The following is a 23,866-nucleotide window of genomic DNA, read 5'->3' as shown; positions in this document are numbered from 1 at the left end:
CCGGCCAAGGCAGGCACTACCATCCCATGCCGCGAAACAGTTCGTTCCAATCGGGGTTCGCCCTTTCGATCAGGTCGATCTTCCACCGACGCGGCCAGCGTTTCAGCGATTTCTCGCGCTGGATCGCGTCGCGGATATCGAAATGCTCTTCGTACCAGACAAGGCGGTGGACGCCGTACCGGCCGGTAAACCGGGAACCCGTCCCCGCCTTGTGTTCGGGCATGCGGCGCCCGAGGTCGTTGGTGACGCCGATATAGATCGTGCCCCGTTTCTGGCTCGCGGTCATGTAGACATAGCCGGTCATGACGCAAGCTTAGCCGGACGCCTCACCTTCGTCATCCGGGGCTCGGCAAGGATGACGAAGCAGACAGACCAAGCCTGTAAGTACGGCCAAGCGATAGCCGCCCCGCCAACCTCCAGCGTCGGCCATTGGCCGCCCCGTCTCCCCTTCGTCATCCCAGGGCGGAGCCGGAGCGTAAGCGCAGGCGCAGACCCTGGGATCCATGCCTGAACCGTCCGGCCGCGCGAGGCTGCGCTGGCCTGCGTTCCGAACCGTCCCGCCTTCGTCGCCGCTCCGGCATGGATCCTCGGGTCGAGCCCGAGGATGACGAAGCGGAAAGGCCGCTGCCTCATCCGGCCAAGGCAGGCGTTCCGCGCCGGCGAAGTGTCGCCCGCCAACCTCCAGCGTCGGCGATTTGCCGCCCCGTCTCTCTCTTCGTCATCCCAGGGCGGAGCCGGAGCGTAAGCGCAGGCGCAGACCCTGGGATCCATGCCTGAGCCGCCCGGCCGCGCGGTGCGGCGCTGGCCCGCGCTCTGAACCGTCTCGCCTTTGTCGCCGTTCCGGCATGGATCCTCGGGTCGAGCCCGAGGATGACGAAGCGGGAAGGCCGCCGCCCTTTACGGCGACCGCAGGCGTTGCGCGCTGGCGAAGCGGGAAGACGACGCTAGACGAACCGTGCACAAATCCGCCCCCTCCTTCCGCCCAACCCCTTCATTTCCCCCGCATTCGCCTTTCGCCGTCCGCTTTTTCATCCACGCCCCTTGCCGCCGCGTCTATCCTGCGTGCGCCTCTTCCATGGGAACGCCGATCATGACGGTGGTTGCGTGGGAAGGGGACGGCGCCTCCGCCGCGGCCTCGTAAGCCGCGGCCGGGGAGGCCGCGTCCAGAGGTTCCTCCCCGGCGACTACGCGCCGGGTGTGCTGGAGCGAGCACGCAACCTTCGGCGTTTCGAGCGGGAACGGTCCCGCGGGGGCGCAGGAGGGCAGCGGAACGGGCGCGGACGCAAATCGCCGGGCGGACGGCCGGAAGGTCGCACGCAACTTTCAGATGAGCGACCCTCCGGCCGCCCGTCTCCCGACCTTACTCCCTCATCCCGAGCCCTGAGCCCTGAGCTCGTCGAAGGGTCGAAGGATCGAAGGGGCGAAGGATCAATGGCCAGACCGCAAGCGGGGCGTGGCGGGGACGGCGCGCGGCCGCGACGCCTCGCCATCCCTCGGCTTGGGTGCGCCCCCTCATCCGGCCGCTTCGCGGCCACCTTCTCCCCGCCGGGGAGAAGAGGCGCGCCCGCCTGGCTTCCTTCGGGAGGAATGGCGTGGCCTCGACGGTCTCCTCTCCCCCAAGGGGGGCCGAAGGACGGGTCGGGACCCGTGGCTCGCCCCGGCAGGTCGCCGGGCGAGGCGGAGGCGGAACAAAGGAGAACGCCCGGCTTCATGATCAAAGGACAATCGCCGTCAAAGGAGATCGCCGATGAAGGCTGGCTTCACACCCCCACCCCTGACCCCTCCCCACAAGGGAGAGGAGAATCTCCGACGGCTCCGCCAGGAACCCCGGCGGGGGCGACGCGCGGGCGCGGACATTGCGGCCGCCAAGTCCCCCTCCCCCTTGTGGGGAGGGGTCAGGAGTGGGGGTAAACGCCGGATCAGGAAGGTGAACCCGATGCACGACGGCGAAGGAACGAGGTTCCGGTTCGGCTCCTCAAACCAGCGCGAAGATGCGTCCCGGACCGCCGGTGGCGCCACGAATCTTGGGCGCGCCGACCACGATCGTCGCGCCCGAGGCCGGCAGCCGGTCGAGATTGGCGACGCCCTCGATGCCGTAGCGGCCCGACGGCAGCCAGCTGTTGTGGACGGCGAAATCCGGCGACTTGCCGAAATCGAGCGACAGCGTGTCGACGGCGATCGCCTTCACCGAGGGCAGTTCCATCAGCATCCGCGCGGTTTCGACGTGGAAGCCGGGGAAATGCATGGTCTTGCCGTCGTCGCCGAGATTGCGGAACTTCTCGGTCGCCACATGCGCGCCCCAGCCGGAATGCATCGCCACGCACGCGCCTTCCGGAATGTCGCCATTGGCGTCCGTCCACGCCTTGACGTCGTCGGGCGTCACCTGTGCGTCCGGATCCTCGGCGGCCTTGGCGCTGATGTCGACCACGACGAGCGGCAGGAAGAGGTCCTCGACCGGCAGTTCGGCCACCGATTTCCCGTCCGCGGAGAAATGCAGCGGCGCGTCGATATGCGTGCCGGTGTGTTCGTTGATGCGCCATTCGTTCAGGTTGAACGTGTCCTTGGCGAAGGAGAATTTCTGCTCGATGAAGAGCTGCTGGTCGCCGAAGAAGGTCGGAAACGCCTCGTGGAGCTCATGGGTGAGGTCCTCGGCCTTCCGTGGCGCGGCCTGCGCGAGGAGCGGCCGCGGCGCGGCCGAGACCGCCGTCGCGGCTGCCGCGGCCGCCAGGCCGCCCTTGAAGAAATTGCGGCGGCTCAGCATGTTGGATTTCACGTTCTCGATCACGCAATGATGGCACATGACGTCCTCCTTCGGTTTGTTCCCTGGGAGGGATTGTCACCCGATCTTACGCAACGGCAAGTGGGATTCTTCGCGAGTTCAATTGCGCCCGTGAAATATGTTTTCGACATGCACCGGCCAGCGGCGCGGCAGCACCGCCACCATGTCGAAGCGCACCGAAAGCCGCCCGAAATCCGGTTGCCGCGACAGCCACAGATCGGCGGCCGCCTCGATCCGGCGCTGCGAGGTGAAGGCCAGCGCCTCCATGGCGTCGATCAGCGTCGGCCGCGTCTTCACCTCGACGATCAGCACGAGGTCGCCGCGCCGGGCGATCAGGTCGATCTCGCCGAGCCTGGTGCGGTAGCGCCGCGCGAGGATGCGGTAGCCTTTCAGCATGAGGGCCACGGAGGCGAGCCATTCGCCGCGATGGCCGCGCCGATGGTTGTGGAGCCGCGTCTTGCGCCGACTATCCGCCATCGCCCTTGAGTTCCATGAGCCGGCGGTAGAGATCGGTCTTGCGGCCGCCGGTCATGCGCGCGGCCTCGCCCGCGGCCTTCGACGCGCTCATTTCGCCGGCAAGCGAGAGAAGCAGCCGGTCGGTGTCGGCGGCGTCGGGCGCCTCGGCCGGCAGGGGCGGGCCGACGCAGACGACGATCTCGCCCTTCGGCGTCGGCTCCTCGCCGTAGCGCGCGGCGAGCTCCGCGAGGCTACCGCGCCGCATCTCCTCGAACGTCTTGGTCAATTCGCGTCCGACGGCCGCGGGTCGGTCGCCGAGGCTCTCCGTCATCGCGGAAAGGCTGCCGGCCAGCCGGCGCGGCGATTCGTAGAAGACCAGCGTTCCCGGCACGGCCTTCAGCTCCTCCAGCCGGCTCCGCCGCTGGCCGTCCTTGGCCGGAAGGAAGCCGGCAAAGAAGAACGCGTCCGAGGGCAGGCCGGAGGCGGCGAGCGCGGCGAGCAGCGCCGAAGGACCGGGGATCGGCACGACCCTGACGCCCGCCTCGATCGCCTCGGCCACCAGCCGGTAGCCGGGATCGGAAACGAGCGGCGTGCCGGCGTCGGAGACGAGCGCGACGCTCCTGCCCGCCAGCACGGCCTCGATCAGTTTCGGTCCGGCCTCCGCGGCGTTGTGCTCGTGATAGGCGGTCGTGCGTCGGCGAATGCCGTAGCGTTCCAGCAGCACGCGGGTGACGCGCGTGTCCTCGCAGGCGAGAATGTCGGCCGCCGCCAGCGTTTCCAGCGCGCGCAAGGTGATGTCGGAGAGGTTGCCGATGGGCGTGGCGACGATATGGAGCGCGGGCTCGAGCGGGCGCGCGGCGAAAGCAGCTTGACCGATCAGATAGTTCCGCCCGCCTTCGTCATCCATCGCAAATCGCCCTTTCTCCAGCGGCCTTCATGGCACGGCGGCGCTGCGGTTGCAAAGCTCCTGCCGCCGCTTGTCAGGAGAGCGCGCCTGGATCAATCGCTGGCGGTTTCCGGCGGATGGCGCCGCGAGAAGCGCGGGTATATAGCTCGCCTCCCAATTCGAGACAGTGCCATGCACCCCATCACCGGCTCGCGCCGCAAGGCGGCCATCGCGTTCATATTCGTCACGGCGGTCCTCGACATCGTGGCGATGGGTATCGTCATTCCCGTCCTGCCGGCCCTGATCGAGCAGTTCGCCGGCTCGAACGCCGAGGCCGGCTGGATCAACGGCGTCTTCGTCGCGCTGTGGGCCGGCATGCAGTTCGTCGCCTCGCCGGTGATCGGCTCGCTGTCGGACCGGTATGGTCGCCGGCCGGTGATATTGCTTTCCACCATCGGTCTGGCTTGTGACTACGTGCTGATGGCGGTGGCGCCGGACCTGTGGTGGCTGGCGCTCGGCCGCATCATCGCCGGCATCACCTCCGCGAGCTTCACCACGGTCTTCGCCTATATGGCCGACATCACGCCGCCCGAGGGCCGCGCCCGCGCCTACGGACTGATCGGCGCCGCCTTCTCGGCCGGCTTCGTCGCGGGGCCGCTGATCGGCGGCTTCCTAGGCGAGATCTCGCCGCGCGCGCCGTTCTGGTTCGCCGCCGGGCTGAGCGGCGTCGCCTTCCTCTACGGGCTCTTCATCCTGCCGGAATCGCTCGCCGTGGAGAAACGGATGGCGTTTTCCTGGCGCAGGGCCAATCCGTTCGGCGCGATGATGCTCCTGCGCTCGCATGCCGAGCTGACCGGTCTCGCCATCGTCAATTTCCTCCTCCATTTCGCGCACCACGTCTTTTCGGCGGTCTTCGTGCTCTACGCCGGCTATCGCTACGGCTGGAGCGCGTGGGAGGTCGGCGTGCTGCTGGCGCTCGTCGGCGTGCTCGACATGCTGGTACAGGGCCTGCTGGTCGGGCCGGCCGTCAAGCGCTTCGGCGACCGCGTCGTCATGGTGTTCGGCCTGTTCGGCGGCGCGCTCGGCCTCACCTTGATGGGAATCGCCCCGACGGGCCTGTCGTTCACCATCGCCATGTTCCCCAACGCGCTCTGGGGGCTCGCCATGCCGACGATCCAGTCGCTGATGACGCGCCGCGTCTCCGAGAGCGAGCAGGGCCAGCTCCAGGGCGCCAATATGAGCGTGGCGAGCGTCGCCGGCATCGCCTCGCCGCTGTTCTTCGGCGCGGTCTATGCGTTCTCGGTGCGCGATGGCTCGCCCTTGCCGTGGCCGGGCCTCGCCTTCCTGCTCGCCGCGCTGGTGCTTCTCGCAGCCGCGCTCATCGGCTGGAACGTCGCCCGCCGCGCCGGACGAGGCGACCGCGAGGGCGGGAAGGTCGCCGCCTGATCAGCGGGCGAGGTCGGCGACCACCGCGTCGAGCACGATCATGCCGGTGGAGGTGGCGCGCAGGCGCGAATTGCCGACCGGGGCGACGAGGTCCTCCTCCTGCAGCGTCGCGATGCGGCGCGAGGAAAGCGGCCGGCCGGAAAGCTGCTCGTAGCGGGCGAGGTCGATGCCTTCGGCGAGACGCAGCCCCATCAGCAGGAACTCGTCCGCCTCCTCCGAGCGGGTAAGGATTTCTCCGCCGGTCACGCCGTGGCCATGGTCTTCCACCAATCCGGCCCATTTCTCGGGGTTCTTCTCGGTGAAGGTGACGATCCTGCGGCCGCCCTCCACGAAGCGTCCGTGCGCGCCCGGCCCGACGCCGACATATTCGCCGTAGCGCCAGTAGACCAGATTGTGCCTGCTCTCCGCGCCCGGGCGGGCGTGGTTCGAAATCTCGTAGGCGGGCAGGCCGTGGGCGGCGGTGACCTCCTGCGTCGCGCGGTAGAGGTCGGCGGCGTGCTCCGGCTCGGGGATGGCGAATTTGCCGGCCGCGTGCAGCGCATGAAACGGCGTGCCTTCCTCGATGGTGAGCTGGTAGAGCGAAAGATGGTCGACGGCGTAGCCGATCGCCTGCTCGAGCTCGGCCTCCCAGGCTTCGAGCGTCTGGCCCGGCCGGGCATAGATCAGGTCGAAGGACAATCGCGGGAAAGTCTCTCGCGCGAGCCTGATCGCGTGAAGGGCGGATTCGACGTCGTGCAGGCGGCCGAGGAAGCGCAGATCCTTGTCGTTCAGCGCCTGCACGCCGAGCGAGACGCGGTTGACGCCGGCGGCGCGGTAGCCGCGGAACCGTTCGGCCTCCACCGAGGACGGATTCGCCTCCAGCGTCACCTCGATGCCGCCCGGAACCGTCCAGTTGCGCGCCACGGCATCGAGCACGCCGGAAACCGTTTCCGGCTTCATCAGCGAGGGCGTGCCGCCCCCGAGGAATATCGAGGTCACCTCGCGCGGGCCGGTGCGGCTGCGCATCGTCGCCATTTCGCGCGCGAAGGCGTCGAGGAAGCGTTGCTCGTCGACCGGACGATGCCGGACATGGGAGTTGAAGTCGCAGTAGGGGCACTTGGCCGCGCAGAACGGCCAATGGACGTAGACGCCGAAGCCCGGCGTTCTGTCGTCGTCGCGGATCATTCGCAGCCCAGCTTCGACCGCGCGAATTTTTGGAAGGCGCGCGCCCGGTGAGAAAGCGCGGTCGCGTCGCCAGGCTTCCAGCCGTGCTTCTCCGCCGCGCTCATCTCGCCGAAGGTTGCGTCGAAGCCGTCCGGCTGAAACATCGGGTCGTAACCGAAGCCGCGCTCGCCGCGCGGCGGCCAGACGAGATGGCCATCGACCTCGCCGCGGAAATATTCGGCCTCGCCGTCCGGCCAGGCGAGGCAGATGACGGAGACGAAGCGTCCGGTGCGTTCCTTGCCGCCGGTCGCGCCCTTCTCGCGCAGCTTTCCCTCGGTGAGCTGCATGGCATGGGCGAAGTCGCGCGTGCCGTCGGGCAGCTCGGCCCAGTTGGCGGTGTAAACGCCCGGCGCGCCGTCCAGCGCGTCGACCATCAGGCCGCTGTCGTCCGAAAGCGCCGGCAGGCCGGTGGCGGAAGCCGCCGCGAAAGCCTTGATATAGGCGTTCTCCTCGAAGGTCGTGCCGGTCTCCTCCGGCTCGGGAAGGCCGTATTCCGCCGCCGAGCCGGCCTCGAAGCCGAACGGCGCGATGAGATCGGCGAACTCGGCGAGCTTGCCCTTGTTGTGGCTCGCCACCACGATCTTCCTGCCTTCCAGTTTCCGCATCACAATCCCCAGATTCTCGCCTCGGCGAACTCGATCGAATTTCCCGCCGGATCGCGGAAATAGATCGAACGCCCGCCCGACGGCCATTCGAAATCGGCCTCTATTTCAAGACCCTTGCCCTCCAGATGCGCTTTCCAGCGCGAGATTTCCTCGCCCGTCGCCCGGAAGCAGAGGTGACCCTCGCCCTCGGTCCCGTGCGGCGGCACCGGCAGGCGCGCTTCGGGCGCGGGCGGCTTCACCGTCTCGCCGGCGTTGAACAGCAAAAGGACGCCGTCGCCGCAGCGGAAGAAGACGTGACGATTCGCGACCTTGGCGATCCGCTCCAGGCCGAGCACGCCGGCATAGAACTCCTCGGCCGCGTCGAGGTCGTCCACGTAAAGGGCTGTCTCCAGTATGGCCGAGGGGGTCATGGTCGTGCTCCGGGTCGCGTGGCGCAATCGCGCCACCAGCGTCAGATAGGCCCTTTCTAGCCGATCGCCAGCTTCTGCAGGCTGACCAGCCGCGCGATGCCGTTGCGGGCAAGTCCCATCAGGGCCGCGAATTCTTCCTCCGAGAACGGCTCGCCCTCGGCCGTGCCCTGGATCTCGACGATGCCGCCCTTGCCGGTCATGACGAAATTGGCGTCGGTGCCGGCGGACGAATCCTCCAGATAGTCGAGGTCGATGACCGGCACGCCGTCATGGATGCCGCAGGAGATCGCGGCCACATGATCCTTGAGGACCCGCTGCACGCTGACCATCTGGCGCGCCTCCATCCATTTGAGGCAGTCGTGCAGCGCGACGAAGCCGCCGGTGATCGAAGCCGTGCGCGTGCCGCCATCGGCCTGGATCACGTCGCAATCGACCGTGATCTGCACCTCGCCGAGCGCCTGCAGATCCACCACCGCGCGCAGCGAGCGGCCGATCAGGCGCTGGATTTCCAGCGTGCGGCCACCCTGCTTGCCGGCGGAAGCCTCGCGGCGCATGCGGTCGCCGGTGGCGCGCGGCAGCATGCCGTATTCGGCCGTTACCCAGCCCTTGCCGGAATTGCGCATCCAGCCGGGCACCTTCTCCTCCAGGCTCGCGGTGCACAGCACGTGGGTGTCGCCGAACTTCACCAGGCACGAGCCCTCGGCGTGTTTCGACACGCCGCGTTCGAAGGAAATCGCTCGCATTTCGTCGGGCTGGCGTTTGGATGGCCGCATGTTTGTCGCTTTCTCTCGTGATTTCGGTGGCTTGTAGCCGCCCGCAATCCCCGACGCAAAGGAAAAGGCATCTTTGCCCGTCCGGCAAGGCCTTGCACCGGAACGTTGTGTTCGTTGGTCCGACGATTATATTCCTCTCTAGAAGAGGCAGGGCAAGAATGACGAAGCCGATCCTGGATCACCATCTGCAGGCGCTGGACGCGCGCTCGCGCGACATCTTCCGGATGATCGTGGAGACCTATCTGCGCGACGGCGAGCCGATGGGCTCGCGCAACCTTTCGCGCATGCTTCCGCAGTCGCTGTCTCCGGCCACCGTGCGCAATGTGATGAGCGATCTGGAACAGCTCGGCCTCATCTACGCGCCGCACATCTCGGCCGGCCGCCTGCCCACCCAGCAGGGCCTTCGCTTCTTCGTCGACGCATTCATGGAGATCGGCGACCTCACCGACGAGGAACGCCGCGTGATCGAGGCCCAGGTTCGCGCCTCGGGCAGCGGCGCCACCGTCGAGCACATGCTGACGGAGGCGAGCCAGATGCTGTCCGGCATGTCGCGCGGCGCGGGGCTGGTGATCACCGCGAAGGCGGAAGCGCCGCTCAAGCACATCGAATTCATCCAGCTGGAGCCGACCAAGGCGCTGACCGTGCTCGTCTCGCACAATGGCGACGTCGAGAACCGCGTCGTCGATCTGCCGGCCGGCGTCACCGCCTCGCAGCTCCACGAGGCGTCCAACTATCTCAACGCGCACATCAGGGGCCGCACGCTCGCCGAGGCGCGGGAGGAGATGGAACGCCTGAAGGAGGAAACGCGGGCGGTACTCGATTCGCTGTCGCGCGATCTCGTCGAGCGCGGGCTCGCCGTCTGGGCGGGCGCCGAATCGGGCCTGCCGGCGCGGCTGATCGTGCGCGGCAGGGCGAATCTGCTCGAAAACATCACCGCCGAGGCGGATATCGAGCTGCTCAAGCATCTCTTCGAGGATCTCGAGACGAAGGAAGGGCTGATCCAGCTTCTCGACCTCGCCGAGGACGGGCAGGGCGTGCGCATCTTCATCGGTTCGGAGAACAAGCTCTTCTCGCTCTCGGGTTCCTCCCTGGTGGTGGCGCCCTACCGCGACAAGGATTCCAGGGTGGTCGGCGCGCTCGGCGTGATCGGCCCGACGCGCCTCAACTATGCCCGCATCGTGCCGATGGTGGACTATACGGCGCAGGTGCTGGGCCGCATGCTGCGATAGGAACGAATTCCGCGAGCCCCTTGATTTTCTCGTCCCGAAGCTCGATATCGGGCGCAAAATTCGAGCAACGTTCCAAAACGGGATCAGGCGATGAGCGAACAGCCGAAAGAAGAACGCGCGCCGGAACAGACCGCGGCAGAGAGCGAATATGCGGAGGCCGCCGCAGAGGCGCAGGCCTATCAGGTCGGCGCGGAAGCCGGCGAGCAGGCCGACTACGAGGCGGTCGTGAAGCTCGTCAAGGAAAACGAGGAGCTGAAGGACCGCGCGCTGCGGGTGGCCGCCGAGATGGACAATCTGCGCAAGCGCACCGCGCGCGACGTGCAGGATGCCCGCGCCTATGCGATCAGCAGTTTCGCGCGCGACATGCTCCAGGTCTCCGACAATCTGAACCGCGCCCTGGAGGCTATTCCCGCCGAGGCCAAGGCGGCGGGCGATGCCGGCTTCACCGCGCTCATCGAGGGCGTGGAGATGACCGAGCGCGCCATGCTCGCCGCGCTCGAGCGCCACGGCGTCAAGAAGCTCGATCCGCAGGGTGAGAAATTCGACCCGAATTTCCATCAGGCGATGTTCGAGGTGCCAAATCCCGACGTGCCCAACAACACCGTCGTCCAGGTCGTCCAGACCGGCTATGTCATCGGCGATCGCGTCCTGCGGCCCGCCATGGTGGGCGTCGCCAAGGGCGGCCCCAAGCAGGCGGCCAACGACCAGGCGGCGCCGGCCGAACCCGGGCCGCCGAACCCGCAGGCCGAAAAGGACGCCTGAAGCGGCCTTCCATCCGACGGTGCCCCGATGCGGTACGCGTTTGGATGCTTCACATCCGAGCCGCGCCTTCCACGGATAATTCTGAATGGTCGAGCTGCTGGTGACCTATATGGAAATGACGGCGCCGCCGTCATATGCGGCAAAGCCAGCGCCGGCGGTCGGGCTGACGGTCGGCCCCGAGCGGATTGGACGAGCTGACTATCTCGCGCTTTATCGCGAAGTGGGAGAGACGCTCGATTGGGACCAGCGGTTGCGGATGAGGCTCACCGAGCTGGACGCCCTGCTTGCCGAATCCTCCACCCAGGTGCACGTCCTGCGACACGACGGCCGGGCCGTCGGCATGTGCGAGTTTGCGCGGGTCGGCGGCCCCGAAGTGGAGCTGGTCCATTTCGGTCTCGTGCCGGATGCCTATGGGCAGGGGTTTGGCGGCTTCCTGCTTGACGGCGCACTGCGCGCCTGCTGGACGCGGGCGCCGCGCAGAATCTGGCTGCATACCGATACGAACGATCATCCGCGCGCATTGTCATTCTACGAAAAGATGGGTTTTCGCTCCTATCAGCGGCGGATGGAAACCTTTCCAGACTGACCGGTGGTGGGATCCGGGGAAGATCCGTGTGAACGAAGGCGCCGGCGCACTTCCGGGTGGGCCGCCGATCGTCTAATCATGTGGGAAGGGGGGAGCCGCCATGAACCCGATCCTACTTCTCGACTATGCAGCCGTCGGCGTCTTCGCCGCCACGGGCGCGCTCGCGGCGTCGCGCAAGCAGCTCGACATCATCGGGTTTTTGTTCCTCGCCAGCGTCACCGGCATCGGCGGCGGCACCTTCCGCGACCTGATCCTCGACGTGCCGGTGTTCTGGGTCGTCAACACCGACTACATCATCGTCTGCGCGGCGGTGGCCATCCTGGTCTATTTCACCGCCCACCTGATCGAATCGCGCTACAAGCTTCTCTTGTGGCTCGATGCGGTGGGCATTGCCGCCTATTGCGTGTTCGGCGCCTATAAGGGGCTGGTCGTCACGGGCTCGGCCACGGTCGCCGTCGTCACCGGCATGATCACGGCCACGCTCGGCGGTATCCTGCGCGACATGCTCTCGGCCGAGCCCTCGGTGCTGATGCGGCCGGAAATATACGTCACCGCGACCATGGTCGGCGCGGCCGTCTTCACCATCCTCTACATCGCCGGCGTGCCGCTGCTGGCGGCGGCGCTGGTCGCATTCGCCGCCGCCTTCGTCGTGCGCGGCGGCGCGCTGAAATATGGCTGGTCGTTCCCGCCCTACAAGAGCCGCCCCGGACGCCGGCCGGAAGACATCGCCTAGGCGAGGCCGCGCTGCTGCGCTTCCTCGAGGAGGCTCTGGCGCGGGCGCGCGCCGAACTGCTGGATGACGAGGCCGGCGGCCAGCGAGCCGAGCTTGCCGCAATCGGCGAGGCTGCGCCCCGTCGTGTAGCCGTGGAGGAAGCCGGCGGCGTAGAGATCGCCGGCACCGGTCGTGTCGACCAGCTCGGAAATCCCGATCGCCTCGACCGGCACGGTCTCCTCGCCGCGAACGATCACCGAGCCCAGTTCGGAGCGGGTGACCGCGGCGAGCCGGCAATCCTTGCGAATGAGTTCCAGCCCGGTATCGAGGGAAGAGGTCTGGTAGAGCGATTTCAGCTCGCTCTCATTGGCGAAGACGATGTCCACCGTGCCGGAACGCATCAGGTCTAGGAACTCGTCGCGATAGCGGTCGACGCAGAAGGGATCGGAAAGCGTCATCGAGACCTCGCGGCCGGCCGCATGCGCGTGCTTCGCCGTCAGCCGGATCGCCTCCTTGGCGCGGGGCGGATCCCACAAATAACCTTCGAAATAGGTGACCTTCGCGGCGCTCGCCTTGTCGGCCTCGACATCCTCCGGTCCGAGTTCCACGCAGGCGCCGAGATAGGTGTTCATCGAGCGCTCGCCGTCCGGCGTCACGAAGATCATCGAGCGCGCCGTGGGCGGCTCTCCGGGAAGCGGGCGCGTGTCGAAGGCGACGCCCTGGGCGCGGATGTCGTGGGTGTAGATCTCGCCGAGATGGTCGTTGGAGACCTTGCCGAAGAAGGCGGACCTGCCGCCGAAGCTCGCGACGCCAGCGGCCGTGTTGCCGGCGCTGCCGCCGGACGCCTCGATCGCCGGCCCCATGCGGCCGTAGAGCAATTCGGCGCGTTCCGCGTCGATCAGGTTCATCGCACCCTTGATGATGCCGTTCTCCGTCAGGAATGCCTCGTCGCAGCGCGCGAATATGTCCACGATCGCGTTGCCGATGCAAAGCACGTCGAATTCTTTCATGAATGTCTCCGACTGATCCGGCGAACGAACGTTCCCGGCCTTGAACACGAGCCGGGTTTAACGGCTAGCGGTGCGGATTGCAAAGTCTTGCGCGATCAACAAGCCTTGCGCTTTATTGCGCCTGCCGTTCGGCCTTCCCATCTGCCATGCGACAAGGGAGCTGGAGTCTCATGATCTTCGATGCCGCGATCGCAGCGCTGAACCGGTTGTTCACGGCCGAATTCCGCGCGGTCTTCTTCAAGACGCTGGGTTTGACCGTCGTGGTGCTGATCGGCCTCTGGTTCGGCGTCACCGGGCTTTTCGAGGCCTTCGCCCTGCCGCCGCTGCAGGAGATGCTGCCCGGCCTGCCGCAATGGGCGAGCTGGCTCGGCATTTTCGCCGCGATCTTCGCCGGTCTCGCGCTGGCGCTCGGCCTCGGCCTGCTGATCGCGCCGGTCACGGCGGTCATCGCCGGCTTCTTCCTCGACGACGTCGCCGAGCTCGTCGAGCGGAACGACTATCCGCTCGATCCGCCCGGCCGCGCCCTGCCGTTGATGACGGCGGCGCTCGTCTCGGCGAAATTCCTGGTCCTCGTCGTGCTCGGCAACCTTCTCGCGCTGCTGCTGCTCCTGATACCGGGCGTCAACATTGCAGCCTTCTTCGTCGTCAACGGCTATCTCCTCGGCCGCGAGTTCTTCGAGTTCGCCGCCATGCGCTTCCGGACCGAAGCCGACGCCAAGGCGCTGCGGCGGCGCAACGCGGGCACCGTCTTTCTCGCCGGCCTGGTGATCGCCGCCTTTCTCTCCGTGCCGCTGCTCAACCTCCTGACGCCGCTGTTCGCGGCGGCGATGATGGTGCATCTCCATAAGATGGTATCGGCGAGGGAGGACGGCGTGCCGCTGAAGACCGCGGGCTATTCGAGGTAGGACGGCCTGCCTCGGCCGTTCCATTTCATGTTCATGTAGACGCCGCCGCGTTTCAGCTCGTCGAGCATCTGCGCGAGGCGCTTCCGGCGCGTCTCTTCCCGCTTCGCGCCCGTGATCCAGCCGATGTAATCGTTGCGCTGGTAGGGCGGCCGCGCGTCGTAAAGCGCCGCCAGCCCTTCGGCGTCGAGTGCCCGCCGGACGAAATCCGGCATCGGCTGGATATCCCGCTTGAGCGTCATGTGCGTATGATGCTGCCCCCGGCGCGACGCGTCAATTGGCGTGTTCGTCATGGGATTGCGAGGTTATATTGACAGTGGAAAGATTGAAGATTAAGAACTTTACACTGTAAACATTCTGAAGCGGCCCGAGGAAAGCGACATGACCGATCTGATGCTGGCCATCCTTCATCATCTCCTGGTTTTCCTGCTGGTCGCGGTGCTCGCGGCCGAGATCGTGCTCGTTCGGCCCGGCATGGACGGCGCGGCGGTGAGGCGCGTGGCGAGCCTCGACGGCCTCTATGGCGGTCTCGCGGGCGCCGTCATCCTGGTCGGCTTCGCCCGCGTCTTCCTCGGCCTCAAGGGCTGGGAATACTACATCTACTATTGGGTGTTCTGGGCGAAGGTCGGGGCGTTCGCGATCGTCGGAGTGCTTTCGACAGCGCCGACGATGCGCTTCCAGCGCTGGAAGAAGGCGGCCGTCGAGGAGGGCTGGCTGGTGCCGGCCTCGGAGGTCGCGGCGGTGCGCGCCTGGTTCCGGTGGGAAGCCGCGGTGCTCGTCCTCGTTCCGATCTTCGCGGCGATGATGGCGCGCGGCGTCGGCTACTGAGCCGCCAGCGTCTCGATCCTCACCAGCGGCGCCGGCACGCCCGTCGTCTTTTCCGGCGATTTGCAGATGTCGGCGATGATGCAGGCCGGGCAGTCCGGCTTGCGCGCCTTGCAGACATAGCGTCCGTGCAGGATCAGCCAGTGATGCGCATGGCGCATATATTCGTCGGGAATGATGCGTACCAGCGTATCCTCCACCTGTTCCGGCGTCTTGCCGGGCGCGAGCCCGATCCTGTTGCCGATGCGGAAGATATGCGTGTCGACCGCCATCGTATGCTGGCCGAACGCCATGTTCAAAACCACATTGGCGGTCTTGCGGCCCACGCCCGGCAGCTTCACCAGCTCGTCGCGGCTCGCCGGCACCTCGCCGCCGTATTCGTCGATCAGCGCCTTGGAAAGCGCGATCACGTTCTTCGCCTTGTTGCGCCAGAGCCCGATCGTCCTGATGTACTCGCCGACCTTCTCCTCGCCGAGCGCCAGCATCTTGCCGGGCGCGTCGGCGACGGCGAAGAGCGCGCGCGTCGCCTTGTTGACGCCGGCATCGGTCGCCTGTGCCGACAGCACCACGGCGACGAGCAGGGTGAACGCGTTCACATGCTCGAGCTCGCCCTTGGGCTCCGGCCGCTGCACGGCAAAGCGCCGGAACATCTCGTGGATCTCCCCGGGCGAATACAGCGTGTTCGGCTTGCGCTCCGCTTTGGCGCGCGCGCCGGTGCCGGGCCTTCGACCTGACTTGCCGGCCGCTGCGGCCATTTTGCTCTTGGGCTTTTGCATGAGCTCTCTATACTCATAGTCATGGCTGAAACAAATGCCGCCGACGAACCCTTCTTCCGGGCCCTGCTGACACCGCATCGCTCGCTCGGCCGCACCGGATTCATCGTCCTGATGGCGACGCTCGCCGCGATGTGGCTGGGGATAGGCGCCTTCTTCCTTTCGATCGGCGCCTGGCCGGTGTTCGGCTTTTTCGGGCTGGATCTGGTTCTCGTCTACGTCGCCTTCCGTCTCAACTACCGCGCCGCGCGCGTCCGCGAGCTGGTGTCCTTGTCCCGCACCGCGCTCGACATCGTCAAGGTCGCGCCGTCCGGCAAGGAGCAGTCCTACCGCTTCAATCCGTTCTGGACCCGCTTCCGGGTCGCCCGGCACGAGGAGATCGGCATCACCGGCATGGCGGTGGAAGGCGAGGGCCGCAGCGTGCCGATCGGCTCCTTCCTCAACCCCGACGACCGCGAGAGCTTCTCGGCCGCCTTCGGCCGCGCGCTGGCGACGGCCAAGGCCGGGTAAATAGGCAGGAAACGGGTGGTAAACACGTCTCCGCCGGCCGATATTCGCGTTCAAGGAGATATTGCCATGAACGCACAGACAGCAATCCTGCAACGCGACATCACCCCGCAAGGCGCCGACTACGAGGTCGTGCGCCGGGTGATCGAGAAGATCAGCCTCGACTATCGCGACCAGCCCTCGCTGGAGGAGATCGCGGACGAAGTGGGCGACACGCCGACCGGGCTGCAGAAGCTCTTCACCCGCTGGGCCGGCCTCTCGCCGAAAGCCTTCCTCCAGGCGGTGACGCTCGACCATGCGCGCCGGCTGCTCGATCAGGGCCTGCCGCTGCTCGACGCCGCCTATGAGCTCGGCATGTCGGGGCCGGGGCGCCTGCACGACCTCTTCGTCACCCACGAGGCGATGTCGCCCGGCGACTACAAGACGCGCGGCGCCGGCCTGACGATCCGCTACGGCTATCATCTGTCGCCCTTCGGCATCGCCTTGATCATGGTGACCGATCGCGGCCTTGCCGGCCTGTCCTTCAACGATCCCGGCGGCGAGCGCGCCGCCTTCGAGGACATGTCCGGCCGCTGGCCGAACGCCACCTATATCGAGGACATGTCGGCGACGGTTCCCTACGCGGCGCGTATCTTCGATCCCGCGCGCTGGCGCGCCGAGGAGCCGCTGCGCGTGGTGCTGATCGGCACCGACTTCCAGGTGCGGGTCTGGGAGGCGCTGTTGAAGATCCCGATGAACCGAGCGCGGACCTACTCCTCGATCGCCGCTGAAATCGGCGCGCCGAAGGCGAGTCGCGCGGTCGGCGCCGCGGTCGGCGCGAATCCGGTTTCCTTCGTCGTTCCCTGTCATCGCGCGCTCGGCAAGTCCGGTGCGCTGACCGGTTACCATTGGGGGCTGACGCGCAAGCGCGCCATTCTCGGCTGGGAAGCCGGCTGTGTCGGTGTGTGAGGACACGAAGAGCCTTATGCACGCTCCGAAAATCGGCTAGAGCCTCCGGGAAGACATTCGGGAGGTTCCCTTCGTGATCACCATCATCGGCTCCATCAATCTCGACCTCATCGCCACGGTGGGCAGGCTGCCCGCGCCGGGGGAGACCGTTCCGGGCGACGACTTTTCCACCGCGCCGGGCGGCAAGGGCGCCAACCAGGCACTCGCCGCGCGGCGGGCCGGAGCCAAGGTGCGGATGGTGGGGGCGGTCGGCAGCGACGCGTTCGCCGAAGAGGCGCTTGCGCTTCTCGAGGAAGGGCAGGTCGACCTGTCCTGCGTGCGCCGGTCCCATGCCGCGACCGGCACCGCGCTGATTCTCGTCGGATCGGACGGGGAAAACATGATCGCGGTCATTCCCGGCGGCAACGGCACGGTTCTGCCGGGAGACGTCGCCGCGGCCGATATCAGGGCGGGCGACTATATTCTGTTCCAACACGAGATTCCGATCGACACAGTTCGCTCGGCCCTTGCCGCCGCCCGCGAAAAGCGCGCGGTATCGCTGCTCAACACCGCGCCCTTCAGGACTGACGCCGCCGATCTTCTGGCCGAGGCCGACTATGTGATCGCCAACGAGACCGAATTCGACCTCTATGCCGGCGAACTCGGCCTTTCCGGCGGCGACCGGAAAGCGAGGATGCAGGATTTCGCAGCGCGCACCGGCAGGACCGTCGTCGTCACGCTGGGCGCGGACGGCGTCGTGGCGGCGGCGCCCGACACTTTCCTCGCCGTTGCCGGCCTCGACATCGTACCCGTCGACACGGTCGGCGCCGGCGACACGTTCTGCGGCTACCTGGCGGCAGGCATCGAAGCCGGGCTCGACCTCGAGCAGGCGCTGCGGCGGGCGGCCGTGGCCGGATCGATCGCCTGCCTCAAGCCGGGCGCGCAGCCGTCGATCCCGCTCGCCGCCGAGGTCGATGCAGCACTCGGATAGCGCTGCGCAAGAACGGGATTGGCAGCGGCCTCGCCACGTGCATTGATGCGGCCGGGATGGAGGAGCCGGAAAAATGACGATCGAGACCTATTTCGCCTATCTTGCCGTCTGCGCGGTCGCCGTCGTCATTCCGGGCCCGACCAACACGCTCATCCTCGCCAACGGCATGCGCCACGGCGTTCGCGCCGGGCTGCTCAACGTCGCGGGCACCCAGGCCGGCCTCGCCGTGATGATCGCCGTCGTCGGCTTCGGATTGACCTCCGTCATCGAGATTGCCGGCCACTGGTTCGAATGGATCAAGCTGCTGGGGGCCGCCTACCTGGTCTGGATCGGCTGGCAGATGATCCGCAAGAGCGGCGGCGAATCGGAAACGGAGGCGGCGGGCCCGCCGCGCGGCGGCTTCTTCACGCAGGGCCTGCTGGTCGCGCTCGGCAATCCCAAGCAGCTTCTCTTCTTCGGCGCGCTCCTGCCGCAATTCGTCTCGCCATCCGGCAATCACATGGTCCAGATCGCGATTCTCGGGGCGACCGCGCTTCTCCTGGCCGTGGTATCGGATGGCGCCTATGCGCTCGCTTCGGCGCGGCTCGGCCGCGGCCTTTCCGCCGCGAAGGTCAGGCTCGTCTCGCGCCTCGGCGGCGGCATGCTGATCGGCGGCGGCCTCTGGCTCGCCTTCTCCAGGACAAAATAGAACGCTACGAATCGGTTGTGGCCGCGTTGCGCGGCCCGTCGCTTCAGGGGCATCCGACGGTTACGGAATTTTATCGGAAATCGTCGGGCCTGCCCCTTCAAACGGCCTGTCGCCATCAACATATGTTGTCCCGTCGGAGAGGTGCATCTTCTCCGCACGCCGAAGCGGGACGACAAGAAGGGACAATCGATGTCTGAGATCCATTTTGTCGAAAGAGCCGTTGCTCAGGTCGTCGAACAATATGTCGCGTCGCGCAAATCTCGGGATTTGCCGGTGTCGACGGCGCATGCTCTTCGCGCCATCCGGACGGTCCTGCCCAATTGCGACATGTCCGATCGCGAGCTGACCGACCTGGTGGCGGCCTCCGCCATCAAGAGCGGCAGGACGATTTCCTTCGACGGCTCCCCGATGCGGGGAGCCTGACCGGATAGGGTTCCCGCGCAATTCGACGGGATCAGAGCCTTCCGAGACGCTCCACCAGGAGGGCGAAGAAGCCTTCGTGGTCGATGTCGCGCATCACATGCGCGTTTCTCGGCCGCTGGGTGACGCCCCACCAGTCGACGATGGTGGCGCCCATGGTCAGTTCCGACGCGGTTTCCACCGCGACGTTGCAATGCCGGCCCTTGAAGAGATCAGGACGCAGCAGCCAGGCGATCACGCACGGATCGTGCAGCGGCCCGCCATCGGTGCCGTATTTCTCCTCGTCGAAGCGTTCGAAGAATTCCAGCATCCGCGCGGTCGCCTCGCCCACCCCGGTGCCGAGCGCGCGGAAGGCAGCAACGCGGGCGGCGGTCGTCAGCGCCTTGTGGGTGACGTCGAGCGGCATCATGACGATCGGCACGCCGGACCTGAAGACGATGTCGGCCGCGTGCGGGTCGACATAGATGTTGAACTCGGCCGAGGGCGTGACGTTGCCCTGCTCGAAATAACCGCCGCCCATCAGCACGATTTCCCTGATGCGCGGCGCGATCCTCGGTTCGCGGACAAGCGCGAGCGCGACGTTGGTGAGCGGCCCGAGCGGGCACAGGGTGACCGCGCCGGACTCCTCCCGCATCAGCGTCTCGACGATGAAGTCGACCGCGTGCTGCGCTTGCAGCGGCATTGTCGGCTCGGGCAGGTCGGGGCCGTTGAGCCCGGTCTGGCCATGCACCTCCTCGGCGGTGACGAGCTGGCGCATCAGCGGCCGGTCGGCGCCCGCGAAAACCTTCGTCCCGGGCCTGCCGGCCAGCTCGCAGATCTTGCGCGCGTTCTTCGACGTCAGCGACAGCGGCACGTTTCCGGCCACCGCCGTTATGCCGATCACCTCGAGTTCCGGGCTCGCCAGCGCCAGCAGAATGGCCACGGCGTCGTCCTGTCCCGGATCGGTATCGATGATGATCTTGCGTGCCTCGGCCATGCGGAACCGCCTCAATTTGTTCTTGAACTCGACAAACCGGCAGACCATATCAATGTCAAGGACGGAAATGCCATTCGGGTTTTCGTCTATCCACGTCGCTCTTAGAGGACAAGACATGACGCGCATGACGCCCTTTTCGAGCCCGCTTCTGTTGGGTTTCGATGCCATGGAAAAGACGCTGGAACGCGTTGCGAAATCCGGCGATGGCTATCCCCCCTACAATATCGAGCGGCTTCGCGGTGGCGAGAACAACAGTTGCGAGAGGCTGCGCATCACGCTCGCCGTGGCCGGCTTCTCCGAGGCCGACCTCGAGATAACCACCGAGGACAGCCAGCTCGTGGTCCGAGGACGACAGGTCGAGGAGGCGGAACGCGACTTCCTGCACCGCGGCATCGCCGCGCGGCAGTTCCAGCGTGTCTTCCTCCTGGCCGACGGGATGCGGGTGGTCGGCGCGGAACTGAAGAACGGACTCCTGGCGATCGACCTCGACCGTCCCGAACCCGAGAAACTGGTACGGAAAATCAACATTTCGGTGAGAGACTGACTTCAAACTCGCCGGAACCTTTGGCTCTGAGGCGGGTTGGTCTTTGACGACGCCCCGCCAAGCGTAGGAGGCTGACATGACTGAACATGAACACAAGCAGGGTCTGACCCAGGCTGAATTCGCCCATCTCGGCGAAGGCTCGGTCGCCTATGTCCGCGAGATGGACAGCGACGATCTGCGCGGGAAGTTTCCGGGAATTCCGGAAATCGCGCCGGCGACGCGTCTTTGGGCGGTTTTCGCCGCGGACGGCCGGCCGATCCTGCTGACCGACGAGCGCGCCTCGGCGGTTGCCGGTGCCCTGCAGAACGACCTTACGCCCGTCAGCATCCACTGATTGCGGGCATCGTGAAAAAGGCGGCCGTCCGGCCGCCTTCCCCATGGTTCGATATATCGTTGAATACGGCGTTCAGGCCGCGTGCGAGGCCGGCGTCTCCGAAAGGAAGGTGTGAATCGCGGCCGCGTCCTTCGTTCCCCTGATCTTGGAGACGGTGTCGTTGTCGCGCAGCACGCGGGCGATCCGCGAAAGCGCCTTCAGGTGATCTGCCCCCGCGCCCTCCGGGGCCAGGAGCAGGAAGACGAGGTCGACCGGCTGGTCGTCCAGCGCCTCGAAATCGACCGGACTTTCCAGGCGCGCGAAGACGCCGGTGATGCGCTTGATGCCCGAGAGCTTGCCGTGCGGAATGGCGATGCCATTGCCGACGCCGGTGGAGCCGAGGCGTTCGCGCTGCAGGATCGTGTCGAAGATCTCGCGTTCGGGAAGGCCCGTCGCCGAGGCCGCCTTTTCCGCCAGCAATTGCAGCAACTGCTTCTTGGAATTGGCTTTCAAGGCCGGCAATACCGCCGAAACCTCGATCAGATCGCTGAGATCCATTTCTAAAATCCTTTGCTCTGCCCGTTCCGCATGCGACCTGCACGCGGTCCTGCTGAGTTGATGTCTACTGCTGGGTTCCGTTGGTCGGCGACGATGTGTCGATCCAGCCGATATTGCCGTCGGACCGGCGGTAGACCACGTTGACGTGCTCGTTGCCCGCATTGCGGAAGACGAAGACGGGGCTGTCCTTCGTGTCGAGTTCGATCACCGCGGAGGCGACCGACATGGTCTTGAGGGTCATGGTGGATTCGGCGACGACCGCCGGTGCGAAGTCCTCCGGCACCTCGTCGTCCTCGTCCGCCACGGGGGCCATGACGCGGTAGTCGATATCCACGCCGTCGGCCTGGACGATGCCCGGATTGTGCGATTTGAGCCGCCTCTTGTAGCGGCGCAGGCGCTTTTCGATGCGCTCCGCCGCGGCGTCGAAGGCGATCTGCGGATCCTGGGCCTCTCCGGTCGCCTGAAGCGACATGCCTGTGTCGAGATGGACCGTGCAGTCGGCGGAAAAGCGCGAACCGGATTTTTCAACGGTCACGCGGCCCGCAAAGCCGCCGTCGAAATATTTGTCTACCGCCTCGCTGATCCGTCCCTCGATCTTGACGCGAAAAGCGTCGCCGATTTCCATGTGCTTACCCGAGATGCGCAGGCTCATGTAAAACTGACCTTCTCTCTTCGTGCAGGCTTCCGACTTGTCCGACTTTATACCTGTGGCACGTGCACACAAGTTCTTCTGGCAGCTTTAGCTCCGACAGGGAGCCCTTTTCGGACCGTCTCAGGTCGCTTCGGCGATAAATCCGGTGACGGGCCGAAGCGATCCGTCTCATGCGGGCGGGCTTCTAGTCACTTCCCCATGCCTTGTCAACAAAAGGCGGGGAAGGGCCCGGGAAACGCCGCTTTTGCGGGGTTTCAGGCGCGGACGGAGGCCAGCACGCGCTTCTCCCGCCGGCGCTGCACGGAGGACGGAATGCTCATTCCTTCCCGGTACTTGGCGACCGTGCGCCTGGCGATGTCGACCCCGCTTTTCTTGAGGATTTCCACAATCGCGTCGTCGGAAAGCACGTCGGCCGGCTTCTCGGCCTCGATCAGCTCGCGGATGCGGTCGCGCACGGCTTCCGAGGAGTGCGCGTCGCCGCCCTCCGCCGAGGCGATCGCGACGGAGAAGAAATAGCGCAGCTCGAAAACGCCGCGCGGCGTCATCATGTACTTGTTGGCGGTGACGCGGCTCACCGTCGATTCATGCATGCCGATCGCTTCCGCCACCGTGCGCAGGTTGAGCGGCCTCAGATGGCGGATGCCGTGGAGCAGGAAGGCGTCCTGCTGGCGCACGATCTCGCTGGCGACCTTCAGGATGGTCTTTGCCCGCTGGTCGAGGCTGCGCGTCAGCCAGTTGGCGTTCTGCAGGCATTCGGCGAGGAATTCCTTCTCCCGCTGATTGCGCACGCGGCGCGAAACGACGGCGAAATAGGTCTGGTCCACCAGCACGCGCGGCAGCGCGTCGGCATTGAGCTCGATCGCCCAGCTTCCGTCGGCCGCCTGCCTGACGATCACGTCCGGCACCACCGGATCGGCGGTTCCGCCGCCGAAGGCGAGGCCGGGCCGGGGATCGAGCGCGCGGATCTCGGCCATCATGTCGACGAGGTCCTCCTCGTCCACGCCGCAAAGCTTTCGCAACTGGGCGAAGTCGCGCTTGGCCAGCAACTCCAGATTGGCGACCATGGCCTGCATGGCCGGATCGAAACGGTCGCGCGCCTTGAGCTGGAGCGCCAGGCATTCGGCGAGATCGCGGGCGAAGAGGCCGGCGGGATCGGCGCTCTGGCAGATCGAGAGCACGTCGAGCACGGCCTCCACGCCCGTCCCCAGCCTTTCGGCGATTTCAACCGGGTCGGCGCGCAGATAACCGGCTTCGTCCAGCGCGTCAGCAAGTTCCGCCGCGATGATACGCGAGGTCGGGTCGCGGAAGGCAAGGGCGATCTGCTCGCCGACATGATCGCGCAGCGTCGGTCCGCCGCCGGCCATCTCGCCGACGTCGAAGCCCTCGCCGGCACCGGTGCCGCCCGAGGTCGCTGCGGACTTCCAGTTGAGCGCCAGATCGGGAGAAAGCGTCTCGCCGATGCCGGGATCGTCGGGGAAGACATTTTCGAGCGAGGTGTCGAGGCGTTCCGACATGGTCTGCGCGTTCGCGGCCGCGGTATCGTCGAACCACTGGTCGATGCCGGAGGTCTCGCGCAGCTCCGACGATGGGGATTCGTCGACGGCGGGCTCGTCGTCGCGCGCTTCGGCACGCTCCAGAAGCGGGTTGCGCTCGATCTCCTCCTCGACGAAGCGGTCCAGCTCGACATGGGTAAGCTGCAGCAGCCTGATCGACTGCATCAGTTGCGGCGTCATCACCAGCGACTGCGACTGGCGCAACTGCAGCTTGGCGCCAAGAGCCATCGAATGCCTACCCCGTCACCTTGCCCGGGCAGGGGCCGGGCGTTGTTCTTTTCGCCGGGGATACAAACTGGCCCGGCTTTTGCTTGTCAAGGGAAACGATAGCAAGGACGCCTTACCGCGACGTTATCGCCGCGGCGGATGCCGCTTTCGGG

General features: G+C 66.5%; 29 protein-coding genes. 14 read left to right on the top strand and 15 right to left on the bottom strand.

From position 1 onward, the window contains the following. Positions 1-16 precede the first annotated feature (16 nt). From XW59_RS01520 to rsmI, 4 genes are all read right to left on the bottom strand, one after another. A complete protein-coding gene (locus XW59_RS01520) occupies positions 17-304 on the bottom strand; it encodes a GIY-YIG nuclease family protein (RefSeq protein WP_047145345.1) in 288 nt (95 codons plus the stop codon). A 1,671-nt stretch (positions 305-1,975) separates the two neighbouring features. Further along, complete coding sequence (locus XW59_RS01515; protein WP_047146957.1) at positions 1,976-2,800, bottom strand: cyclase family protein; 825 nt, start codon at positions 2,798-2,800, stop codon at positions 1,976-1,978. Between the two features lie 78 nt (positions 2,801-2,878). Then, positions 2,879-3,256: a YraN family protein gene (locus XW59_RS01510; RefSeq protein ID WP_047146958.1), complete on the bottom strand. Its 378-nt coding sequence runs from the start codon at positions 3,254-3,256 to the stop codon at positions 2,879-2,881. After that, positions 3,246-4,142: a 16S rRNA (cytidine(1402)-2'-O)-methyltransferase gene (gene rsmI / locus XW59_RS01505; protein WP_047146959.1), complete on the bottom strand. Its 897-nt coding sequence runs from the start codon at positions 4,140-4,142 to the stop codon at positions 3,246-3,248. Before rsmI ends, XW59_RS01510 begins: the two co-directional genes overlap by 11 nt. A 171-nt stretch (positions 4,143-4,313) precedes the next feature. Between rsmI and XW59_RS01500 the strand changes: the two genes are divergently transcribed. Beyond that, the gene (locus XW59_RS01500; protein WP_047146960.1) at positions 4,314-5,567 is read left to right on the top strand and encodes a TCR/Tet family MFS transporter; all 1,254 of its coding nucleotides are present in this window, start codon (positions 4,314-4,316) and stop codon (positions 5,565-5,567) included. Here XW59_RS01500 and hemW read toward each other — a convergent pair whose 3' ends face one another. Genes hemW through rph form a run of 4 tightly spaced genes read right to left on the bottom strand, consistent with a single transcriptional unit; the run spans position 5,568 to position 8,558 of the window. Next, a complete protein-coding gene (gene hemW, locus XW59_RS01495) occupies positions 5,568-6,731 on the bottom strand; it encodes a radical SAM family heme chaperone HemW (protein WP_047146961.1) in 1,164 nt (387 codons plus the stop codon). Then, positions 6,728-7,375, bottom strand: coding sequence for an RdgB/HAM1 family non-canonical purine NTP pyrophosphatase (gene rdgB / locus XW59_RS01490; protein WP_047147197.1), 648 nt, complete (start codon positions 7,373-7,375; stop codon positions 6,728-6,730). Before rdgB ends, hemW begins: the two co-directional genes overlap by 4 nt. After that, positions 7,375-7,785 (bottom strand): VOC family protein, encoded by a 411-nt coding sequence (locus XW59_RS01485; RefSeq protein WP_047146962.1) that lies wholly within the window; start codon positions 7,783-7,785, stop codon positions 7,375-7,377. Before XW59_RS01485 ends, rdgB begins: the two co-directional genes overlap by 1 nt. Before the next feature lie 56 nt (positions 7,786-7,841). Beyond that, a complete protein-coding gene (gene rph, locus XW59_RS01480; RefSeq protein WP_047146963.1) occupies positions 7,842-8,558 on the bottom strand; it encodes a ribonuclease PH in 717 nt (238 codons plus the stop codon). A gap of 158 nt (positions 8,559-8,716) precedes the next feature. On the opposite strand from rph, the gene hrcA reads away from it, so the two are divergent. From hrcA to XW59_RS01460, 4 genes are all read left to right on the top strand, one after another. Continuing rightward, the gene (hrcA, locus tag XW59_RS01475) at positions 8,717-9,787 is read left to right on the top strand and encodes a heat-inducible transcriptional repressor HrcA (RefSeq protein ID WP_047146964.1); all 1,071 of its coding nucleotides are present in this window, start codon (positions 8,717-8,719) and stop codon (positions 9,785-9,787) included. A gap of 90 nt (positions 9,788-9,877) precedes the next feature. After that, the gene (gene grpE / locus XW59_RS01470) at positions 9,878-10,549 is read left to right on the top strand and encodes a nucleotide exchange factor GrpE (protein ID WP_047146965.1); all 672 of its coding nucleotides are present in this window, start codon (positions 9,878-9,880) and stop codon (positions 10,547-10,549) included. 85 nt (positions 10,550-10,634) lie between these two features. After that, positions 10,635-11,135 carry a GNAT family N-acetyltransferase gene (locus tag XW59_RS01465; protein WP_047146966.1) on the top strand — a complete coding sequence of 167 codons (501 nt, stop codon included), beginning with the start codon at positions 10,635-10,637 and terminating at the stop codon, positions 11,133-11,135. Positions 11,136-11,235: 100 nt separating this feature from the next. Then, complete coding sequence (locus XW59_RS01460) at positions 11,236-11,868, top strand: trimeric intracellular cation channel family protein (RefSeq protein WP_047146967.1); 633 nt, start codon at positions 11,236-11,238, stop codon at positions 11,866-11,868. Here the strand turns inward: XW59_RS01460 and XW59_RS01455 are convergent. Beyond that, positions 11,865-12,857 (bottom strand): adenosine kinase, encoded by a 993-nt coding sequence (locus XW59_RS01455; RefSeq protein WP_047147198.1) that lies wholly within the window; start codon positions 12,855-12,857, stop codon positions 11,865-11,867. The genes XW59_RS01460 and XW59_RS01455 overlap by 4 nt on opposite strands. 170 nt (positions 12,858-13,027) lie before the next feature. Between XW59_RS01455 and XW59_RS01450 the strand changes: the two genes are divergently transcribed. Then, a complete protein-coding gene (locus XW59_RS01450) occupies positions 13,028-13,762 on the top strand; it encodes a sulfate transporter family protein (RefSeq protein WP_047146968.1) in 735 nt (244 codons plus the stop codon). Here XW59_RS01450 and XW59_RS01445 read toward each other — a convergent pair. Then, positions 13,750-14,001, bottom strand: coding sequence for a YdeI/OmpD-associated family protein (locus XW59_RS01445; RefSeq protein ID WP_047146969.1), 252 nt, complete (start codon positions 13,999-14,001; stop codon positions 13,750-13,752). The genes XW59_RS01450 and XW59_RS01445 overlap by 13 nt on opposite strands. A 139-nt stretch (positions 14,002-14,140) precedes the next feature. Between XW59_RS01445 and XW59_RS01440 the strand changes: the two genes are divergently transcribed. Continuing rightward, on the top strand, positions 14,141-14,587 hold the full coding sequence (locus XW59_RS01440) for a DUF2214 family protein (protein WP_047146970.1): 447 nt from the start codon (positions 14,141-14,143) through the stop codon (positions 14,585-14,587). On the opposite strand, the gene nth is transcribed toward XW59_RS01440, so the two are convergent. Beyond that, positions 14,581-15,360, bottom strand: a complete 780-nt coding sequence (nth, locus tag XW59_RS01435; protein ID WP_047146971.1) for an endonuclease III — start codon at positions 15,358-15,360, stop codon at positions 14,581-14,583. The two genes, XW59_RS01440 and nth, sit on opposite strands and share 7 nt — an antisense overlap. A 21-nt stretch (positions 15,361-15,381) precedes the next feature. Between nth and XW59_RS01430 the strand changes: the two genes are divergently transcribed. The 5 genes from XW59_RS01430 (at position 15,382) to XW59_RS01410 (ending at position 18,893) form a co-directional block, all read left to right on the top strand. After that, the gene (locus tag XW59_RS01430; RefSeq protein WP_047146972.1) at positions 15,382-15,867 is read left to right on the top strand and encodes a DUF2244 domain-containing protein; all 486 of its coding nucleotides are present in this window, start codon (positions 15,382-15,384) and stop codon (positions 15,865-15,867) included. Between the two features lie 66 nt (positions 15,868-15,933). After that, a complete protein-coding gene (locus tag XW59_RS01425) occupies positions 15,934-16,812 on the top strand; it encodes a bifunctional helix-turn-helix domain-containing protein/methylated-DNA--[protein]-cysteine S-methyltransferase (RefSeq protein ID WP_047146973.1) in 879 nt (292 codons plus the stop codon). Between the two features lie 73 nt (positions 16,813-16,885). Beyond that, entirely contained in the window at positions 16,886-17,782 is an 897-nt protein-coding gene (locus XW59_RS01420) for a ribokinase (RefSeq protein WP_047146974.1), read from the top strand. A gap of 73 nt (positions 17,783-17,855) precedes the next feature. Further along, complete coding sequence (locus tag XW59_RS01415) at positions 17,856-18,470, top strand: LysE family translocator (protein ID WP_047146975.1); 615 nt, start codon at positions 17,856-17,858, stop codon at positions 18,468-18,470. 189 nt (positions 18,471-18,659) lie between these two features. After that, positions 18,660-18,893, top strand: coding sequence for a hypothetical protein (locus XW59_RS01410; protein ID WP_047147199.1), 234 nt, complete (start codon positions 18,660-18,662; stop codon positions 18,891-18,893). Positions 18,894-18,924: 31 nt separating this feature from the next. On the opposite strand, the gene XW59_RS01405 is transcribed toward XW59_RS01410, so the two are convergent. Continuing rightward, the gene (locus XW59_RS01405) at positions 18,925-19,866 is read right to left on the bottom strand and encodes a nucleoside hydrolase (RefSeq protein WP_047147200.1); all 942 of its coding nucleotides are present in this window, start codon (positions 19,864-19,866) and stop codon (positions 18,925-18,927) included. A 115-nt stretch (positions 19,867-19,981) separates the two neighbouring features. Here XW59_RS01405 and XW59_RS01400 point away from each other — a divergent pair, with 115 nt between their 5' ends. Together XW59_RS01400 and XW59_RS01395 are read left to right on the top strand one after the other, a co-directional pair. After that, positions 19,982-20,410 (top strand): Hsp20 family protein, encoded by a 429-nt coding sequence (locus XW59_RS01400; RefSeq protein ID WP_047146976.1) that lies wholly within the window; start codon positions 19,982-19,984, stop codon positions 20,408-20,410. A gap of 76 nt (positions 20,411-20,486) precedes the next feature. Beyond that, complete coding sequence (locus tag XW59_RS01395) at positions 20,487-20,744, top strand: DUF1150 family protein (protein WP_047146977.1); 258 nt, start codon at positions 20,487-20,489, stop codon at positions 20,742-20,744. Between the two features lie 72 nt (positions 20,745-20,816). Here XW59_RS01395 and ptsN read toward each other — a convergent pair whose 3' ends face one another. The 3 genes from ptsN to rpoN all read right to left on the bottom strand — a co-directional run bounded on the left by ptsN (position 20,817) and on the right by rpoN (position 23,714). Then, positions 20,817-21,281 (bottom strand): PTS IIA-like nitrogen regulatory protein PtsN, encoded by a 465-nt coding sequence (gene ptsN, locus XW59_RS01390; protein ID WP_047146978.1) that lies wholly within the window; start codon positions 21,279-21,281, stop codon positions 20,817-20,819. A 64-nt stretch (positions 21,282-21,345) separates the two neighbouring features. Next, positions 21,346-21,933, bottom strand: a complete 588-nt coding sequence (gene raiA, locus XW59_RS01385) for a ribosome-associated translation inhibitor RaiA (RefSeq protein WP_047146979.1) — start codon at positions 21,931-21,933, stop codon at positions 21,346-21,348. Between the two features lie 254 nt (positions 21,934-22,187). Continuing rightward, positions 22,188-23,714 (bottom strand): RNA polymerase factor sigma-54, encoded by a 1,527-nt coding sequence (gene rpoN, locus XW59_RS01380; protein WP_047146980.1) that lies wholly within the window; start codon positions 23,712-23,714, stop codon positions 22,188-22,190. Positions 23,715-23,866 lie beyond the last annotated feature (152 nt).

This window comes from Aquamicrobium sp. LC103 (assembly GCF_001014615.2).
GTDB lineage: Bacteria > Pseudomonadota > Alphaproteobacteria > Rhizobiales > Rhizobiaceae > LBCQ02.
Note: the sequence above shows the minus strand (reverse complement) of the source record. Positions and strands in the feature narration are given on the sequence as shown.

Bases quoted from the DNA above. Each gene is read 5' to 3' on its own strand.
- grpE (WP_047146965.1), top strand. From the start codon at position 9,878: ATGAGCGAACAGCCGAAAGAAGAACGCGCGCCGGAACAGACCGCGGCA.
- XW59_RS01400 (WP_047146976.1), top strand. From the start codon at position 19,982: ATGACGCGCATGACGCCCTTTTCGAGCCCGCTTCTGTTGGGTTTCGAT.
- hemW (WP_047146961.1), bottom strand. From the start codon at position 6,731: ATGATCCGCGACGACGACAGAACGCCGGGCTTCGGCGTCTACGTCCAT.
- XW59_RS01510 (WP_047146958.1), bottom strand. From the start codon at position 3,256: ATGGCGGATAGTCGGCGCAAGACGCGGCTCCACAACCATCGGCGCGGC.
- rdgB (WP_047147197.1), bottom strand. From the start codon at position 7,375: ATGCGGAAACTGGAAGGCAGGAAGATCGTGGTGGCGAGCCACAACAAG.
- XW59_RS01445 (WP_047146969.1), bottom strand. From the start codon at position 14,001: ATGACGCTCAAGCGGGATATCCAGCCGATGCCGGATTTCGTCCGGCGG.
- rsmI (WP_047146959.1), bottom strand. From the start codon at position 4,142: ATGGATGACGAAGGCGGGCGGAACTATCTGATCGGTCAAGCTGCTTTC.
- rph (WP_047146963.1), bottom strand. From the start codon at position 8,558: ATGCGGCCATCCAAACGCCAGCCCGACGAAATGCGAGCGATTTCCTTC.
- hrcA (WP_047146964.1), top strand. From the start codon at position 8,717: ATGACGAAGCCGATCCTGGATCACCATCTGCAGGCGCTGGACGCGCGC.
- rpoN (WP_047146980.1), bottom strand. From the start codon at position 23,714: ATGGCTCTTGGCGCCAAGCTGCAGTTGCGCCAGTCGCAGTCGCTGGTG.
- XW59_RS01455 (WP_047147198.1), bottom strand. From the start codon at position 12,857: ATGAAAGAATTCGACGTGCTTTGCATCGGCAACGCGATCGTGGACATA.
- XW59_RS01460 (WP_047146967.1), top strand. From the start codon at position 11,236: ATGAACCCGATCCTACTTCTCGACTATGCAGCCGTCGGCGTCTTCGCC.
- XW59_RS01485 (WP_047146962.1), bottom strand. From the start codon at position 7,785: ATGACCCCCTCGGCCATACTGGAGACAGCCCTTTACGTGGACGACCTC.
- XW59_RS01430 (WP_047146972.1), top strand. From the start codon at position 15,382: ATGGCTGAAACAAATGCCGCCGACGAACCCTTCTTCCGGGCCCTGCTG.
- XW59_RS01500 (WP_047146960.1), top strand. From the start codon at position 4,314: ATGCACCCCATCACCGGCTCGCGCCGCAAGGCGGCCATCGCGTTCATA.
- XW59_RS01450 (WP_047146968.1), top strand. From the start codon at position 13,028: ATGATCTTCGATGCCGCGATCGCAGCGCTGAACCGGTTGTTCACGGCC.
- XW59_RS01395 (WP_047146977.1), top strand. From the start codon at position 20,487: ATGACTGAACATGAACACAAGCAGGGTCTGACCCAGGCTGAATTCGCC.
- XW59_RS01440 (WP_047146970.1), top strand. From the start codon at position 14,141: ATGACCGATCTGATGCTGGCCATCCTTCATCATCTCCTGGTTTTCCTG.
- XW59_RS01515 (WP_047146957.1), bottom strand. From the start codon at position 2,800: ATGTGCCATCATTGCGTGATCGAGAACGTGAAATCCAACATGCTGAGC.
- ptsN (WP_047146978.1), bottom strand. From the start codon at position 21,281: ATGGATCTCAGCGATCTGATCGAGGTTTCGGCGGTATTGCCGGCCTTG.
- XW59_RS01415 (WP_047146975.1), top strand. From the start codon at position 17,856: ATGACGATCGAGACCTATTTCGCCTATCTTGCCGTCTGCGCGGTCGCC.
- XW59_RS01425 (WP_047146973.1), top strand. From the start codon at position 15,934: ATGAACGCACAGACAGCAATCCTGCAACGCGACATCACCCCGCAAGGC.
- nth (WP_047146971.1), bottom strand. From the start codon at position 15,360: ATGCAAAAGCCCAAGAGCAAAATGGCCGCAGCGGCCGGCAAGTCAGGT.
- XW59_RS01410 (WP_047147199.1), top strand. From the start codon at position 18,660: ATGTCTGAGATCCATTTTGTCGAAAGAGCCGTTGCTCAGGTCGTCGAA.
- XW59_RS01405 (WP_047147200.1), bottom strand. From the start codon at position 19,866: ATGGCCGAGGCACGCAAGATCATCATCGATACCGATCCGGGACAGGAC.
- XW59_RS01520 (WP_047145345.1), bottom strand. From the start codon at position 304: ATGACCGGCTATGTCTACATGACCGCGAGCCAGAAACGGGGCACGATC.
- raiA (WP_047146979.1), bottom strand. From the start codon at position 21,933: ATGAGCCTGCGCATCTCGGGTAAGCACATGGAAATCGGCGACGCTTTT.
- XW59_RS01465 (WP_047146966.1), top strand. From the start codon at position 10,635: ATGGTCGAGCTGCTGGTGACCTATATGGAAATGACGGCGCCGCCGTCA.